This window comes from Arenibacter sp. ARW7G5Y1 (assembly GCF_003201775.1).
GTDB lineage: Bacteria > Bacteroidota > Bacteroidia > Flavobacteriales > Flavobacteriaceae > Arenibacter.
The window spans coordinates 92,643-109,132 of record NZ_QJJZ01000004.1 but is presented as its reverse complement, the minus strand read 5'-3'; the positions used below and the strand labels follow the sequence as shown (position 1 = coordinate 109,132).

Genomic DNA, 16,490 nt, shown 5'->3' with positions numbered 1-16,490 from the left:
GCCGCTAGGTGAGTTGTTCGCTAGTTTTTCCAAATCTTCGTTCTCTGTTCTGGTAATTTTTAATGGCTTCCAATAAATGCTGTTCCGAAAAATCCGGCCAAAATACATCAATAAAATATAATTCCGCATATGCAATTTGCCATAGTAAGAAATTACTGATCCTATGCTCTCCACTTGTACGGATCAACAAGTCCACATCTGGTAAATTATGCGTGTAAAGATGGTTATTAATAATGGTTTCGTCAATATTTTCAGGAGAAATTATATTATTTTTAACTTTGACACATATCTGTTGTACGGCAGTTTTTATCTCTTCGCGAGACCCATAACTAAGGGCAAGGGTCAATGTCATACCCGTATTGGCACTAGTTTTCTCCATTACATCCACCAATTCCCTATGGGCACTGTTTGGCAAGGAAGCTATATTGCCAATGGTATTTAACTTAATGTTATTATTATTCAAGGTTTTCAACTCCCTTTTAAGGGAAGAGACCAACAACCGCATTAAAGTTTCCACTTCCAACTTGGGTCTGTTCCAATTTTCGGTGGAAAAAGTATATAAGGTAAGAAACTCCACCCCAATTCTAGCGCAGTCCTCAACAGTTCTCCTAACGGTCTTCACCCCTTGCTCATGTCCAAAAACCCTTAATTTACCCCTTTCTTTTGCCCAGCGCCCGTTACCATCCATGATTATGGCTAAATGTCTCGGCAACGATTTGATCTTTAATTCTTCCAAACTATATATTTTTTAAAAAACTACTGAAAGCAATCCTGACAAGGTTTTCTTCCAAAAGTATACGTTAGTGTAATCCCGGAGAAAACATACCAGTCATCACTAAAAATATTACCAAATCTAAATTCTTCATAATTGGAACCTTCAGGATTACTGGCATCCAAATTATCCGTAAAGGTGTATCTGGCCCCAATTTCCGCTCCCAAAATAAAAAACTGACCAATCCTTAATTTAGCTCCAACCGTCATAGGTACGGCAAAAGAGCCATCCCTTTGCCCAACATCCTGTAATTGCGCCGCATCAAAATAATGGTATCCATATCTAAAATAGGTTACCCCGGTATACAGATAAGGCGTAAACGCCGGCCCCAATTGGTGCAAATTATATTCCACAAAATTAAACTCCAAACCTGCGGATGCCTCCAGAACACTATTGTCCATAATAAAATTCCGTTGTTGGCGCGACGGAATATCCGATTTGGAATCATCCGCTGTAAACTCCCCATAAATAATACTGGCCCTCCAAGCATAGCGTTTACTTTTGTTCCATTTAAACAAACCTCCAAAAGCAGGACCCGAAGGCAAAATAAAATTAGACCTCCCAACATCTCCAATATTATTGGTACCACCCGCAAATAGGCCAATCTCGTATGTCTGTCCCTTTATTTCATTAAAAATGAAAAGAAGAATTGCCGCAAAAAATAACCTCATTATTTATAAAAGTTTGCAAATATAACAATTTCAGTAGTTTACACTAGTAAATTATTACATTCATGTTCTCACTTGATAAACAGATTTTGTCCCTTTTTATTGTCGCCCCCAAAACGATCAGTTTCGTTTGTCCTCTCCCCACAATAATTTATTCCGCAGTGTTTTTAGGAAACTTTCGGAGGTATATTCAATCATTTTTATGGTAAAGGGAGCTTTTCTAATAAAAATCTCCTTGCCACTGGCTACGGTTGCAATCCTAGAGTCCAAGGATACCAAATGACTTTCTTCCCTCCCGGAAACCTTGAGCCTTATAACGGTATCATCAGAAATAACCAAAGGTCTTGCATTTAGGTTATGGGGTGCTATAGGTGTAAGTATCAATGATTTTGCCGTGGGGGCAATCACAGGTCCTCCACAGCTAAGCGAATACCCTGTGGATCCAGTGGGCGTCGCCACGATCAATCCATCCGCCCAATAGGATGTAAGGTATTCATCGTTCAGATGGGTTTCTACCGTAATCATGGAAGTAGTATCTTTCCTGCTCACGGTAATCTCATTCAAAGCAAAGTTTAATGTTTTAAATTCGGGAATATCGGATTGGGCACTTACCTCCACCAAACTGCGCTCTACAATGGTATATGCTCCCGAAACGAATTCCTTAACCACCTTGCGTACATCTTCTTTTCTAAATGTGGACAAAAATCCCAGCCTACCTGTATTAACACCTACTATAGGTATCCCCAAGTCCCGGACATAGGTTGTAGCCCTTAAAATGGTACCATCGCCACCAAAACTCACAAACATATCAAAATGGACATCAAGACCATTGGAATCAGTGAATACAGGGAATTCGCCTACATTACGCTTGGCCACGATCAAGTTGTAAAACTCTTTTTCAAAGTAAATATCGGCATTCTCTTTATGAAGTTCGTCCAACAACTCCACAATGCAATCCAAAACGTTATTCTGGCAAGTAAGTCCGTAAATGGCAACTTTCATAGGAATTAAACATTTAGATATTTATCCAAATAATCAGACCTCTGCTTTAAATCCTCGATAAACTGATCGTCATTGTTGCCGTAGAGTATAGTGTAGTTATACCTTCGAAAAGACTGTATAATCTCATTTAAATGTGTAGTACCAATTTTAATGGTGATCTGAATAACATCATTTCGAATATCCGTAATAAACCCGCCAATCAACCTAACATTATTGCTTTCCACTATCTGGGCTATCTCACTAAAAGAATAATCCTTTAATCCCTTTGCCAAGACAAGGATTCCCCCAGGCTCTGTAAAAAAGGGCGTATCAATAAATTCATCCACAATATCTATGAGATCGTAATATCCTACCACCAAACCATTATCATCCAAGACGGGCAAAAGGTTGGCTTCATTCTTTGAAAATATTTCCAATACATCCAACCAAGAAGTTTCCTTTCGGACAAAAAAGGTTTCCAGGTTATATCGATAATCCTCTATCTTCTTATCCTTTTCATAATTATCAAGGTCATTTTCATCCAAAACCCCAATAAAGACATTCCCTTCCATCACTGCAACATGGGAATAGGTAGATTCATTAAAGAATTTGATCACTTTTTTCAAAGTATCACCCACTTTAAAAATCGGCAATGTGGCAATTATGTTGTTTTGAATGTTCATAACTTCATATTATAACGCAAAATACTAATAAAAATTTCTAAGAACCCGAATCTTCCAAAGTATTATTTACAAAAAGAGCCAGCTTTTGCGAGCTGTTTAGAAAACAATCCTGAAAATTACAAGCATCCAAAATCAATCCTGTACAAAAGTCCTGAAAAAACTGCAAAACCCAATGGCTTGGAATTCTCCGCAATGATTACAACCGATCTTGAAAAACAAATTCTTTCACAATAAAAACAGCAAAAGGTATGCCTAATTTGTATTTTTGCTTTTAAACATACCAAAACCCTATGACAAAACTTAGCGTTAATGTAAATAAAATTGCAACATTAAGAAATTCACGAGGAGGAAACGTGCCAGACCTGCTAAAAGTAGCCAAAGACATTGAAGATTTTGGGGCACAAGGCATAACCATACACCCACGACCAGACGAAAGACATATCAGGTACCAGGATGCGAGGGACTTAAAGAAGATGGTCCGCACCGAATTCAACATAGAGGGAAACCCCATACAATCTTTTATGGATCTGGTTTTGGAGGTAAAACCAACACAAGTTACCCTGGTCCCCGATGCCGTAGATGCCATAACGTCCAATGCCGGGTGGGATACCATTAAGCACAGGGATTTCTTAAAGGAAGTAATATCCACATTCAAGGACAACGGTATAAGAACTTCTATTTTTGTGGACGCCAATATTGAAATGGTACAGGGTGCCGCACTAACAGGAGCCGACCGTATTGAACTTTATACCGAAAGCTATGCCCATGAATATGCAAAAGGAAACAAGAAGGGGATCTTAGCCTTTAGCGAGGCCGCAAAAACAGCCCACCATTTAGGGCTGGGCATAAATGCCGGGCACGATCTAAGTTTGGAAAACATAAAGTATTTCAAGGAAAACATACCCCACTTGCTGGAAGTTTCCATTGGTCATGCCCTTATATGTGAGTCCTTGTACCTTGGCCTGGAAAATGTAATTAATATGTACATAAACAAATTAAAATAATGCCGGTACTGCATTCCAATATTTTAGGAGAAGGACAACCCATTATTATATTGCATGGTTTTTTGGGCATGTCCGACAATTGGAAATCCATGGGTACAAAATATGCCGAAGAAGGCTTCCAGGTACACCTATTGGATTTGCGAAACCATGGAAAAAGTTTTCATTCCCAAGAGTTCAATTATGATTTATTGGCGGAGGATGTTAAACAATACATGGAACACCATCGTTTGGAAGAAGCCATTATACTCGGCCATTCCATGGGTGGAAAAACAGCGATGCTTTTTGCCTGTCAATATCCACAATTGACAAAAAAATTACTTGTAGCGGATATTGCCCCCAAGTTTTACCCACCCCATCATCAAGACATTATAAATGGCCTCAATGCCTTGGACATCAAAAATATCAACTCAAGAAATGAGGCAGACGAACAACTGTCCAAATCCATAAAAAATATGGGTATACGCCAGTTTTTGTTAAAAAATCTGTATTGGAAGGAAAAGGGGGTATTGGGATTTCGATTCAATCTTAACGTATTAAGTGAAAAAATGGAGGAAATTGGGGAGAACATAGGATCTACAGACACCTACAAAGGACCAACACTTTTTTTAAGGGGAGACAGATCGGAGTATATCGTCCCAGATGACCTATCGGTTATAAAAAGGCATTTTCCATTGGCCACAGTAGAAACCATAGACAAGGCAGGACATTGGCTTCACGCAGAGAATCCCTCCCAGTTCTTTGAAAAAACCATTCAATTTATCAAATAGGTATTACCTCCCTACAGTTCAAAAATTAAGGACAACTCTAGGCCCCTACTTGGAAACCAGAAAAATCCCCCTTAACAAACAAAATAAATGTTTACTTTTAAAGGAATAATATCTTTGACAAAACATCCTTCAACCTAAAAAAAGTTAATCATGAACCTAATTTTAAGAATTCTCCTGAGTGCCATAGCTGTTGTTATTTTGGCAAAAATACTACCCGGAGTAGGTGTGGACTCATATACCACCGCCATTATTGTTGCCATTGTTCTAAGTTTGCTCAACTTTATTGTAAAACCTATCCTGGTCATCCTGACCTTGCCGGTAACCATCCTCACCTTAGGATTGTTCCTACTTATAATCAACGCTATAATTATTCTTTTGGCCGACTACTTTATCGGAGGCTTCACCGTAAATAATATTTGGTGGGCATTACTTTTCAGCCTTTTGCTTTCCTTTCTACAATCTATATTTTATTCATTTCTAAATGATGACAAAAAAATATAGGGTACCTTTTTGACATTCAGTAATTTAAAAACTTGTTGGAGATTAGAAAATGTACTACTTTTGCATCCCATTTTATTTTAGTAAAATTAGATATAGAAATGAACATCACTAAAGAGCAGATTGACGAATTAAATGCGGTAGTAAAAGTTGCGGTAACCAAGGACGATTACTTCGACAAGGTAGAGACAATCTTAAAGGACTACAGAAAACAAGCAAACATACCAGGTTTCAGAAAAGGTCAGGTGCCTATGGGATTGATCAAGAAACAATACGGAAAAGCCGTTTTGGTAGATGAGGTAAACAAGCTGTTGCAAGACAATCTCAACAAATATCTTACAGAAGAAAAATTGGATGTGCTTGGAAATCCACTTCCAAAACAACAGGACAACTTCAACTGGGATTCTGAAGAATTTGCCTTTGAATTTGAATTGGGACTTGCCCCAAATTTCAATGTAGACCTTAAGTCGAAAAAAGCCATCACCCACTATAAAATCATTGCAGATAAAAAAACGATCGACGATCAGGTGGAGCGTATCCAAAAGCAATACGGTAAATTGATCAGCAAAACGGAAGTTGGCAAAAAAGATGACGTGAACGGGGTTTTCAAGAACGAAGCAGAGGAAATAGACAACAAGACTGTTATCGAGATCGAAAAAATAAAGAGTAAAAAAGCGCTAGACAGCCTTTTGGGCAAGAAAGTGGGCGATGTTGTTACCTTAAAGACAAAAGGGCTTTTCAAAGAAGATTATTTATTGGGCAGTTCTTTGGGGATAGACGCTGAAAAATCCGAAAAATTGGATATAGAAGTTACTTTCACCATAGAGGAAATCAACGAAAAGGAACCTGCAAAATTAGATCAGGAGCTTTTTGACAAGCTGTTCGGGAAAGATGTTGTAACCTCTGTAAAGGAATTGAAAGAACGCATCAAGGAAGATTCAGAAAAACAATTTGAGCAACAGTCCGATCAGAAACTGTTAAATGATGTAACCGAACACTTTATAGACAGTATCAAATTTGACCTTCCTACCGAATTTTTGACCAAGTGGATTCAGATGACCGGGGAAAAACAATTGACCGAAGAAGAAGCGAACGAAGAATTTGAAAAATCGGAAAAAGGCCTGCGCTATCAGCTTATAGAAGGCAAGATTATTCAGGAAAACGGTATTCAGATTCAGTTTGATGAGCTGAAAGAATTCGCAAAAGGCTTTATTAAGCAGCAAATGGCACAATTTGGTCAGTTGGATCCCAAAGAGGAGGAGTTGGATAATATTGCCGCAAGGGTACTTTCCAACCAAGATGAAGTAAAACGTCTTTCAGAACAATTGATGAGCCAAAAGCTTTTGACCCTATATAAGGAAAAAGCAAATTTAAAAACGAAAGAAGTTACTTACGAAGACTTTGTTAAGGAAGTATACGGGTAATTCCTATTAGTTGAACCTTATATTTTAAATACGCTACGATAGGAGCCAATAAAATTAAGTTTCACTAAAAATAAGTATATTTACAGTGTCGAAGAGTTTATTTTCGACACTTTTTTTATCTTATAAAACTATTGATATAAAATATGGATTACGGGAAAGAATTCAAAAATTATGCTATTAAACATCAGGGAATAAATAGCATGTATTACGATACTATCTTAAGTAGTATGTACCCCACCAACCTTACTCCAAACATTATTGAAGAAAGACAGCTAAATGCGGTAGCTATGGATGTTTTTTCCAGATTAATGATGGACCGTATCATTTTTCTTGGAACAGGGATCAATGACCAAGTTGCCAACATTGTGCAGGCACAGTTATTGTTCTTGGAAAGCACGGATGCCTCCAAGGACATACAGATATATATTAATTCCCCTGGCGGAAGTGTTTATGCCGGTTTGGGAATCTATGATACCATGCAGTTCATAAAACCAGATGTAGCCACCATATGTACAGGAATGGCCGCCTCTATGGGAGCGGTTCTCCTATGTGCCGGTGAAAAAGGCAAGCGCAGCGGATTGACCCATTCCAGGGTAATGATCCATCAACCTCTTGGCGGAGCACAAGGACAGGCCAGTGATATTGAAATCACGGCTAGGGAGATTCTAAAACTTAAGGATGAATTGTACCAAATTATTGCACATCATTCCGGACAGCCCCTAGAAAAAGTAAGCGACGACAGTGACAGGGATTACTGGATGAAAGCAAACGAAGCCAAGGATTACGGCATGATCGATGAGATCTTGGTCAGGGATAAAGACTAGAGACGACTAAAAAATCGAAAATTCCAGGTTACATTCTATGGGGATGCACCAAAGCATGGACTTTTTCGTTACTATTATTGAAAGTGATAAAATGATATGGCAAAAGAAAATTTAGAATGCTCTTTTTGTGGTAGGAAGAAACCAGAAACCAATTTGTTGATTGCAGGTCTTGATGCGCATATATGTGATCGTTGTATAGAGCAGGCACACGGTATAGTGGCCGAAGAATCCAAGCAGACCAAAAATAATGATCTTTCCTCCGAATTAACCTTGAAAAAACCTTTGGAGATAAAGGAGTTTTTGGACACGTTTATCATTGGACAGGATCGCACCAAAAAAGTAATGTCCGTTGCTGTTTACAACCATTACAAAAGACTTTTACAACCAAAAAGCAAAGAAGACGATATAGAAATACAAAAGAGCAATATTGTCATGGTGGGCCAAACCGGGACCGGTAAGACCCTTATGGCCAAAACCATAGCCAAGATGCTCAATGTTCCTTTGGCCATTGTAGACGCTACCGTACTAACGGAAGCCGGTTATGTTGGGGAGGATGTGGAAAGCATACTTACCCGCTTACTACAGGCGGCAGATTACAATCTGGAAAAGGCAGAACGCGGTATCGTCTTTATAGATGAAATTGATAAAATTGCACGTAAAAGCGATAATCCTTCAATTACTCGCGACGTATCCGGGGAAGGCGTTCAACAAGGGCTACTGAAACTATTGGAAGGAACAGTGGTCAACGTACCGCCCAAAGGAGGCAGAAAGCATCCAGATCAAAAGTTTATAGAAGTAAACACAGAGAATATTTTGTTTATTGCCGGAGGGGCCTTTGACGGAATTGAAAGGCATATTACCAAAAGGTTGAATATGCAGGCCGTGGGCTATAGTGCTTCCAAAGCTGAAGAAAAGGTAGACAACGAAAATATTTTACAGTACATTGTACCTAAAGATTTAAAGGATTTTGGATTAATCCCGGAGATTATTGGTAGGCTCCCGGTGCTTACCCACATGAATCCATTGGACAAGGAAACCTTAAGGGCCATATTAACGGAGCCCAAGAACGCTATAATAAAGCAATATGAAAAATTGTTTAAGATGGATGGAATTTCCTTCAAGATTACAGAACAGGCGTTGGATTATATTGTGGACAAGGCCATAGAATATAAATTGGGGGCAAGGGGATTACGCTCCCTATGCGAAGCCATTTTCACGGATGCCATGTTCGAATTCCCAAGTACGAACGAAAAGGAGTTTAAGGTCACAAAACCTTATGCCGAAGAGAAATTATCCTTTGAAACCATTAAAAAGTTAAAAGCAGTCTCTTAGGACTGCTTTTAACTTTTATAAAACTATTAACGATTTCCATAATTTAAGATGGAAATCCTCATGTTAAGCCACAAACTGTTTTTGCATAACCTTGGCCAATAATTCTTGGCATACCTTACTTATTATTTTCTCATCGCTATAGAGTTCATGCCCAAAACCCTTCACCACTTCAACATCTACACCAATTTGATCGGACCATAAGGTTGATGGCCTAAATTCATCATTTTGCCCATAAAGCAGTTTAATACCCCCAGTTGGCGCATCATTTTCCAAGCGCAACCTTGTACTGGAAATGGCATATAACGATTTTAATGGCAATCCTTTAAGTGCAGCTTTCCATGCTATGCTACCACCTATACCAAAGGCCAAATAATGACTGGGCTCCTGTTCTTTTTTCAACAAATGGGCTACGGCTGTTTCCACACCCCCTCCAATAAATTCCCTGTGGATATTCTCTGGAGAATTTACCTCCAAACTTATATTGGCCAATTGCTGACAATCGTAATATGTAATATCATAATACTGTTGCAGGTAACCCAAATAAGAGGTTATCCATAGCCCTTTTTTAGAACCCCACATATCGGACAATATCACTAATCTATTCGCCATAATAAAAAGTATAAAAAGTTAAAGGGAAACATTTGATACCTCTAAATTGAACATATTGATCGTTTTAATCACATTTATTTGTTCATCTGAAGCAATTCCTCGATATAATCCCTTTTATTGGACAATCTTGGAATTTTGTGCTGCCCTCCCAACTTATCTTTAGATTTTAGCCAATCATAGAAAAGGTTTTCCCTGGCAATATGTACTTTGGGTAGTTTTAAGGTAATGTTGTTATAACGCTTGGCCTCATAATCGGAGTTCAAGGATTTTAATGCATTGTCCAGAATTTCGGTAAAATAAGCCAGTTCCTCAGGAACCTTTCTAAACTCTATGATCCATTCATGGGCACCTTTTTCCTTGCCTTCCATAAATATCGGGGCCACTGTATAGTCCTTTATCTCGGAGCCGGTTTTTTTACAAATGGCCTTTAAGGCTTCTTCCGCGTTTTCTATAATCAATTCCTCCCCGAATACATTTATATGGTGTTTTGTTCTCCCGGTAATCTTGATCCTATAGGGATTGGTAGAGGTAAACCTCACCGTATCCCCTATTTTATACCGCCAAAGACCCGCATTGGTCGTTATTATCACCGCATAGTTCCTATCAACCTTAACATTCCATAAGGGAAGGGTAACCTGCTCACTTGTACCGTAGGTTTCCATGGGTATGAATTCATAGAAAATCCCATAATCCAACATCAATAATAGATCGTCCGCATTATTTCTATCCTGAATGGCAAAAAAACCTTCAGAAGCATTGTAGATTTCATAATAGTTGAAATTCTTCCTCGGCAATAATTTGGCATATTGGTCCTTATATGGGTTAAAACTAACCCCTCCATGAAAGTAAACCTCCAAATTTTCCCAAACCTTAAAAAGATGGTCCTTCCCAGTTTCTTCCAAGACATTAATTAAAAGGACCAACATCCAAGACGGCACTCCGGCCAAGCTGGTTACGTTTTCCTGAACACTTTCCCTAATAATGGCCTGTAACTTAGTCTCCCATTCGCTCATCAGGGATACCTTGTTACTGGGGGTACTGCTAAGTTCTGCCCAAAAGGGCATGTTATCTATAAGAATGGCGGAGAGATCACCAAAGACGGTACCATTATCCTGATATAGCTCCTTACTCCCGCCCAATCGTAAACTTTTGCCCGTAAACAACTGGGAGTTTTCATTGTTGTTTAAATACAGACAGAGCAAATCCTTGCTGGATTTGTAATGGCAATCCTCCAAAGCCTCGGAACTAACAGGAATAAATTTGCTTTTGGCATTTGTGGTACCACTGCTCTTGGCGAACCACTTTATGGTCGTTGGCCAAAAGATATTCTGCTCCCCCCTCCTTGATCGCTCTATCATCGGCTCTACCTCCTCATAGGAAACTATGGGAATCCGTTCCGCAAAGGTTTCATAGCTTGCAATGGATTCAAAATCGTACTTTCTTCCTATTTCCGTGTCCTCTGCAAAGGATAATAATTGGTGCAATACCTCATCCTGCACCTCCTCAGGATACTTTAAAAAAAGCTCTATCTGATGATATCGTTTTTTCAACAGCCAAGAAGCGATGGAATTGAATAATGTTATTGGCATTTTTAGGTATCTTTATTGCCGTTTAAAGCAGGGGGTTTTGAGCAAAGTGCCCGTTAAAGAGTTCATTTAATGCTTTTGTATGCATATTTTTTACACAATTTCTGGTAATATTTTTTTAAACATGCCATAGCTATGATTATAAATTTGCACTAAACATCATTTAAAGCATCAAATAATAATTACATACATAAATTCCTAAACAAGCTCTAAATTACATCGGCTAAAAATAGCTTTAATTGAATTCATATTCAAATAGATTTTACGTTAAGCAGAAAAAATATGCAGTATCAAGGTGTTTTAAGAAAAATGCAAACCGAATTGGCAGATCCCATACAATATTACCTAATATTTGATGGTGACTTTTTAAACATGAACCAAGTATTGAACAAGGAACTAACCTTTACCTTTTTAAATCATCAATGCCTCAATTGCGGGGAAGACCGGCCAATTTTCAGACAAGGTTTCTGCAGGACCTGTTTTTATGAAATTCCCACGGCCGGGGATTGGATCATGCGGCCCGAATTGAGTACGGCACATTTGGGCAAGGAAGACCGTGATCTGGAATATGAAAAAAAAGCACAATTACAACCGCACATCGTTTACCTTGCCAATTCCAGCAATATCAAAGTAGGTGTTACCCGCAAATCACAGGTACCCACCAGATGGATTGACCAAGGCGCCCATGAGGCCATAGAGATCGTTGAAGTACCCAATCGTTATTTGGCAGGGATTACCGAGGTTGCCTTAAAAGAGCACATTGGCGACAAGACCAACTGGCGTAAAATGTTGACCAATGAATTTGACGATGAGGATTTGGTGAAATATAGAAATAGATTAAAAGAATATATTCCAGAAGAGGCCGCTGCATATTATATAGAAAACAATACAGAAACGCATCTACAGTTTCCTGTGTTGCAATATCCCAAAAAAGTTAAGAGCCTTAATCTAGACAAAACACCAATCTATTCAGGGACCTTAAAAGGTATTAAAGGGCAATATCTAATCTTTGAAGACAGCACTGTCTTTAACGTCAGGGGAAGTGAAGGATATGTTGTTAGTTTAGAGGTGAAGTAGGCCATATAGGTTAAAAACATTGATTTCCATTTAATTTATCCTTAAATTGTCCTTAAAGTTGGATTCCTCCAAAATTACCAATTAGGACAAAAAAAGCTGGTTTATCCAATACTCTAAATCGTTTCGTTTTAAGGCTTGATACCAGAAATCAAAGTAATATTTTCCAATCAATTCAATGGTGCCAATTATGAGTAATGAATACTTATCCACCTTATCCAAGGACAAGGCCCCAATTGCTATTTTTTGGTTTAGACGGGACCTTAGAATAGAAGATAACACAGCTCTGGCAGAAGCCTTGGACATGGATATTCCCGTGCTCCCCATATTCATCTATGATCAACTTATATTAAATGAATTGACCAAAGAAGATGCCCGGGTCAGCTTCATCCACCAAACAATTCATAACATTAAGGAATCCTTAAAAAACCATGGCTCGGACATTTTATGCCTGCATGGAGAGCCAACAGTGATCTGGAGAAACTTAATATCCAAATTTAATATTGCCGCCGTTTACGTGAACCGAGACTACGAGCCTTATGCCATAACCAGGGACAAAGCAGTTGCAGAATTGCTCGCCAAACAAAATATATCCTTTTCAAGCTTTAAGGATCAAGTTATATTCGAGGAAAACGAAATTGTTAAAGGCGATGAAAAACCCTATACCGTTTTTACGCCCTACAAGAACAAATGGCTTGCAAAATTTCAGGAAGCAAGTTCCATTCAACTTAAGAACCCTAAACTGAACAACCTTTTCAAAGCTGAATTCTCCGCGATAAGCTTGGAGGATATTGGGTTTAAAAAATCGGATATTCAGGTGCCGGAATTTGATTTTACCCAACTACCACTATATGCCGACCAAAGGGATTTTCCTTATGCGGACATCACCAGCTATCTTAGTCCCCATTTAAGATTTGGAACTATAGGCGTCAGACAGGTTATTTCCAAAATTGGTAAGAAGCATGCTGTTTTTATGAGCGAACTCATTTGGAGGGAATTCTTTATGCAGATTCTATTTCATTTCCCTCATGTTGTTACACAAAATTTCAGATCCAAATACGATGGCATCAAGTGGAGGAACAACCAGGAAGAATTTAGACTCTGGTGCCAAGGTAAAACGGGTTATCCAATGGTAGACGCGGGAATGAGGCAGCTTAATGGTACGGGGTTTATGCACAACCGGGTAAGGATGATTACAGCAGGCTTTTTATGTAAGCATCTATTGATCGACTGGAGATGGGGAGAAAGTTATTTCGCCCAAAAATTATTGGATTACGAATTGTCGTCCAACAATGGCAACTGGCAATGGGCTGCCGGGACTGGTTGCGATGCAGCACCCTATTTTAGAATTTTTAACCCCTTATCCCAACAAAAAAAATTTGACAAGGATTACCTATACGTAAGAAAGTGGATTCCTGAATTCGACTCCTTTGAATACCCCGACCCAATTGTGGAACATAAATTTGCCAGGGAAAGGGCCCTTACAACTTATAAAATTGGCATTGAGACATAAGAACAAAGTTATTTTGGAACATTTCATAAAATTACGGGAGTCTTACTACTTTTTTCAACTGCCTCACTTAGGCCCAGGATTTTTAACCGGACCCGATTGCGATGGCTTGTCTTCAAAATTTGCCAAAGCAACCTATTGAAGAAAACTGATTTTTTAAATTAATTGGGCCTAAAGTATTTTTTGGGCACCAATAACATTCCAAAACATTCCCCATCTTCCTTTCCCATGTTCTTATGATGAATTTTATGAGCTTTCCTCAGGGCCAGTAAATAGCTACTGCCGACATTGCTAAACCACTTAAACCTTTGGTGAATAAGCACATCATGGACCAAAAAATAGGCTATTCCATAAAATAGGATTCCCAAACCTATAAAGAATAAAAAGTTAAGGGTTGGGGCTACTCCAAAATAAAAAAGCGCAATACTTGGAATGGCAAAAATCACGAAAAAAGCATCGTTTTTTTCAAACACATGTGGATATTTGGGCTCGTGGTGATCGGCATGTAAAATCCATAAAAATCCATGCATTATGAATTTGTGGGTACACCATGTAACTACTTCCATCACCATAAAAGTCAACAGTGTTATGACAGGGTACAATACTATGTCCATTTACTTTCTTTTAATATCATTCATTATATTTAAGGGATATGTTCCAATCGGAGATCCAGGGGAAAGACCTTATACTTCATAGTTACACATCTTATCTCCAGAAACACATTACTTCAATGAGGTGGGAACGATTGATTTTAAATTGTTGATGAGTTGTTTTGAGGTAAGGTTGTCCGGTATAGGGCACGAGACCTCAACTCAAAGATATAAATGCCTAAAACCTCTCGACTGCGCTCGAGGAGACCGGGACATCCACTTTAATCATTGGACAATCCATAATTTGAATTTTACTTTACATCGAGTCCAAGTTATATAACATTTAACTTATACCTCACATAACCTTTGGCCAATATTACCATTTTCATAGGATTGGAAATATGGATTCTATTTGTCAGTAATTTTTCGGATTTGGTATGTTTAAGTTTTTTTAAAAGTTGAGAATAGTATTTATAGGCTATATAAACCCCAAGTCTACTCTCTATGGGCAATTTAATCAATCCTTGATAAGCTTTTTCAAAATCATCCTCAATATCCCTAATGATTTCCTTTTTTACTTCTTCGGTCAATTCCCTTTGATGTACATTGGGAAAATAGGACCTGCCCAAACTTTCCAGGTCCTGTTTGATATCCCTCAAAAAATTAACCTTTTGAAATGCGGACCCCAAATACCTTGCTGACGATTGTAGGGAATTGAACTTGTCATTGTCATTATCCACAAACACCCTTAAGCACATAAGGCCAACCACATCGGCCGATCCGTATATATAGTTTTCGTAAGCTTCCTTTGTAGTGTATTCACATACGTCCAGGTCATATTGCATCCTCTCCAGAAAAATATCGACATACTCATATAGTTTAAATTTATGTACCACAGCCTGAAAAGAATTGATAATAGGGTTTAAGCTAATTTTTCTTTTCAAGGACAGTTTATATTCTCGGATGAATTCGGTCAGCAATTCCTCTTGTTCATAGTCGTCAAAAGAATCAACGATCTCATCGGCATACCGAACAAAACCGTATATAGCATAGATCGACGGCCTTATTTTTGGTGCGAACAATCTAATGCCCAAGGAAAAGGAAGTGCTATAGGTATGGGTAACCAATTTACTACACTTTAAACTGGAAGAATCGAAGAGCGCTTTCAAAATATCTGATTTTTAATTTTATATAATACAAATTAGGTGAATTATCAAAAGAAACCGACGACCATGGAATGGTCGTCAGTTTCGGTAACCAAACTAAAGCATACTAAACCTAACCTTAATGCAATAGGGCATCCAATGCTTCCTGTGGCAACAATACTTTATCGATCACATGTACCACTCCATTGCCTGCAGCGATATCGGCAGGCGCAACAGCTGCGTCCACATCCGTTTTATCCTGTATAAAAACTCCACCGCTAAGGCTTACCGTAACGGATTCGCCCTGGGCGGTCTCTATCATCTGTTCATTGGACAGATCCGTAGAATAGGCAGCTGTTCCGGCAACCACATGGTATTTTAAGATCTGTGCCAAAAGGGCCTTTTCCTCGGTAGTATCAAAATCGGCCAAACTGTTGTAATCGTCACCCAAGGTTTCCAAGAGGGCGGCAAAGGCGGCGTCTGTAGGTGCAAACACGGTAAAAGGGCCATCTGTCTGCAACAGATCCACCAAACCGGCATCGGCCTGTTCCAAGGCCCCTACCAATAAAGATAGAAATGCGGTATCCACTGCCAGCTCTACAATATTGGGTGTTGGAGGCATCAGGGCATCCAATGCTTCCTGTGGCAACAATACTTTATCGATCACGTGTACAACCCCATTACTGGCTGCAATATCGGCAGGCGCAACAGCTGCGTCCACATCCGTTTTATCCTGTATAAAAACTCCACCGCTAAGGCTTACCGTAACGGATTCGCCCTGGGCGGTCTCTATCATCTGTTCATTGGACAGATCCGTAGAATAGGCAGCTGTTCCGGCAACCACATGGTATTTTAAGATCTGTGCCAAAAGGGCCTTTTCCTCGGTAGTATCAAAATCGGCCAAACTGTTGTAATCGTCACCCAAGGTTTCCAAGAGGGCGGCAAAGGCGGCGTCTGTAGGTGCAAACACGGTAAAAGGGCCATCTGTCTGCAACAGATCCACCAAACCGGCATCGGCCTGTA

The 16,490-nt window shown here is 39.1% G+C and carries 17 protein-coding genes; 8 read left to right on the top strand and 9 right to left on the bottom strand.

From position 1 onward, the window contains the following. Positions 1–4 precede the first annotated feature (4 nt). From C7972_RS07425 to C7972_RS07410, 4 genes are all read right to left on the bottom strand, one after another. Positions 5–688, bottom strand: a complete 684-nt coding sequence (locus C7972_RS07425; protein WP_375334782.1) for an isoprenyl transferase — start codon at positions 686–688, stop codon at positions 5–7. A 68-nt stretch (positions 689–756) separates the two neighbouring features. Beyond that, positions 757–1,443 (bottom strand): DUF6089 family protein, encoded by a 687-nt coding sequence (locus tag C7972_RS07420; RefSeq protein ID WP_110355589.1) that lies wholly within the window; start codon positions 1,441–1,443, stop codon positions 757–759. 117 nt (positions 1,444–1,560) lie between these two features. Further along, positions 1,561–2,442, bottom strand: a complete 882-nt coding sequence (locus tag C7972_RS07415; RefSeq protein ID WP_110355588.1) for an NAD kinase — start codon at positions 2,440–2,442, stop codon at positions 1,561–1,563. 5 nt (positions 2,443–2,447) lie between these two features. Next, positions 2,448–3,104 (bottom strand): CBS domain-containing protein, encoded by a 657-nt coding sequence (locus C7972_RS07410; protein WP_110355587.1) that lies wholly within the window; start codon positions 3,102–3,104, stop codon positions 2,448–2,450. A 290-nt stretch (positions 3,105–3,394) separates the two neighbouring features. Between C7972_RS07410 and C7972_RS07405 the strand changes: the two genes are divergently transcribed. From C7972_RS07405 to clpX, 6 genes are all read left to right on the top strand, one after another. Then, positions 3,395–4,108 carry a pyridoxine 5'-phosphate synthase gene (locus C7972_RS07405; RefSeq protein WP_110355586.1) on the top strand — a complete coding sequence of 238 codons (714 nt, stop codon included), beginning with the start codon at positions 3,395–3,397 and terminating at the stop codon, positions 4,106–4,108. After that, complete coding sequence (locus C7972_RS07400) at positions 4,108–4,875, top strand: alpha/beta fold hydrolase (protein ID WP_110355585.1); 768 nt, start codon at positions 4,108–4,110, stop codon at positions 4,873–4,875. Before C7972_RS07405 ends, C7972_RS07400 begins: the two co-directional genes overlap by 1 nt. Positions 4,876–5,025: 150 nt before the next feature. Continuing rightward, positions 5,026–5,376, top strand: a complete 351-nt coding sequence (locus C7972_RS07395) for a phage holin family protein (RefSeq protein ID WP_110355584.1) — start codon at positions 5,026–5,028, stop codon at positions 5,374–5,376. A 98-nt stretch (positions 5,377–5,474) separates the two neighbouring features. Beyond that, positions 5,475–6,797, top strand: a complete 1,323-nt coding sequence (gene tig / locus C7972_RS07390) for a trigger factor (RefSeq protein ID WP_110355826.1) — start codon at positions 5,475–5,477, stop codon at positions 6,795–6,797. A gap of 143 nt (positions 6,798–6,940) precedes the next feature. After that, positions 6,941–7,621, top strand: coding sequence for an ATP-dependent Clp endopeptidase proteolytic subunit ClpP (gene clpP / locus C7972_RS07385; protein WP_110355583.1), 681 nt, complete (start codon positions 6,941–6,943; stop codon positions 7,619–7,621). A gap of 96 nt (positions 7,622–7,717) precedes the next feature. Further along, the gene (gene clpX / locus C7972_RS07380) at positions 7,718–8,953 is read left to right on the top strand and encodes an ATP-dependent Clp protease ATP-binding subunit ClpX (protein ID WP_110355582.1); all 1,236 of its coding nucleotides are present in this window, start codon (positions 7,718–7,720) and stop codon (positions 8,951–8,953) included. A gap of 63 nt (positions 8,954–9,016) precedes the next feature. Here the strand turns inward: clpX and C7972_RS07375 are convergent, their stop codons facing one another. Both C7972_RS07375 and C7972_RS07370 read right to left on the bottom strand, forming a co-directional pair. Beyond that, complete coding sequence (locus C7972_RS07375; protein WP_110355581.1) at positions 9,017–9,562, bottom strand: hypothetical protein; 546 nt, start codon at positions 9,560–9,562, stop codon at positions 9,017–9,019. Positions 9,563–9,636: 74 nt separating this feature from the next. Next, positions 9,637–11,151 (bottom strand): GH3 auxin-responsive promoter family protein, encoded by a 1,515-nt coding sequence (locus C7972_RS07370; RefSeq protein WP_110355580.1) that lies wholly within the window; start codon positions 11,149–11,151, stop codon positions 9,637–9,639. Positions 11,152–11,430: 279 nt separating this feature from the next. Here C7972_RS07370 and C7972_RS07365 point away from each other — a divergent pair, with 279 nt between their 5' ends. Both C7972_RS07365 and C7972_RS07360 read left to right on the top strand, forming a co-directional pair. Beyond that, on the top strand, positions 11,431–12,225 hold the full coding sequence (locus C7972_RS07365) for a DUF2797 domain-containing protein (RefSeq protein WP_110355579.1): 795 nt from the start codon (positions 11,431–11,433) through the stop codon (positions 12,223–12,225). Positions 12,226–12,412: 187 nt separating this feature from the next. Further along, positions 12,413–13,735: a deoxyribodipyrimidine photo-lyase gene (locus C7972_RS07360; protein ID WP_110355578.1), complete on the top strand. Its 1,323-nt coding sequence runs from the start codon at positions 12,413–12,415 to the stop codon at positions 13,733–13,735. Positions 13,736–13,893: 158 nt separating this feature from the next. Here the strand turns inward: C7972_RS07360 and C7972_RS07355 are convergent, their stop codons facing one another. From C7972_RS07355 to C7972_RS07345, 3 genes are all read right to left on the bottom strand, one after another. Next, positions 13,894–14,346, bottom strand: coding sequence for a sterol desaturase family protein (locus C7972_RS07355; protein ID WP_110355577.1), 453 nt, complete (start codon positions 14,344–14,346; stop codon positions 13,894–13,896). A gap of 308 nt (positions 14,347–14,654) precedes the next feature. Next, positions 14,655–15,491 carry a phytoene/squalene synthase family protein gene (locus C7972_RS07350; RefSeq protein WP_110355576.1) on the bottom strand — a complete coding sequence of 279 codons (837 nt, stop codon included), beginning with the start codon at positions 15,489–15,491 and terminating at the stop codon, positions 14,655–14,657. Between the two features lie 115 nt (positions 15,492–15,606). Further along, on the bottom strand, positions 15,607–16,490 hold an 884-nt coding region (locus C7972_RS07345; RefSeq protein ID WP_146216289.1), incomplete at its 5' end, for a fasciclin domain-containing protein.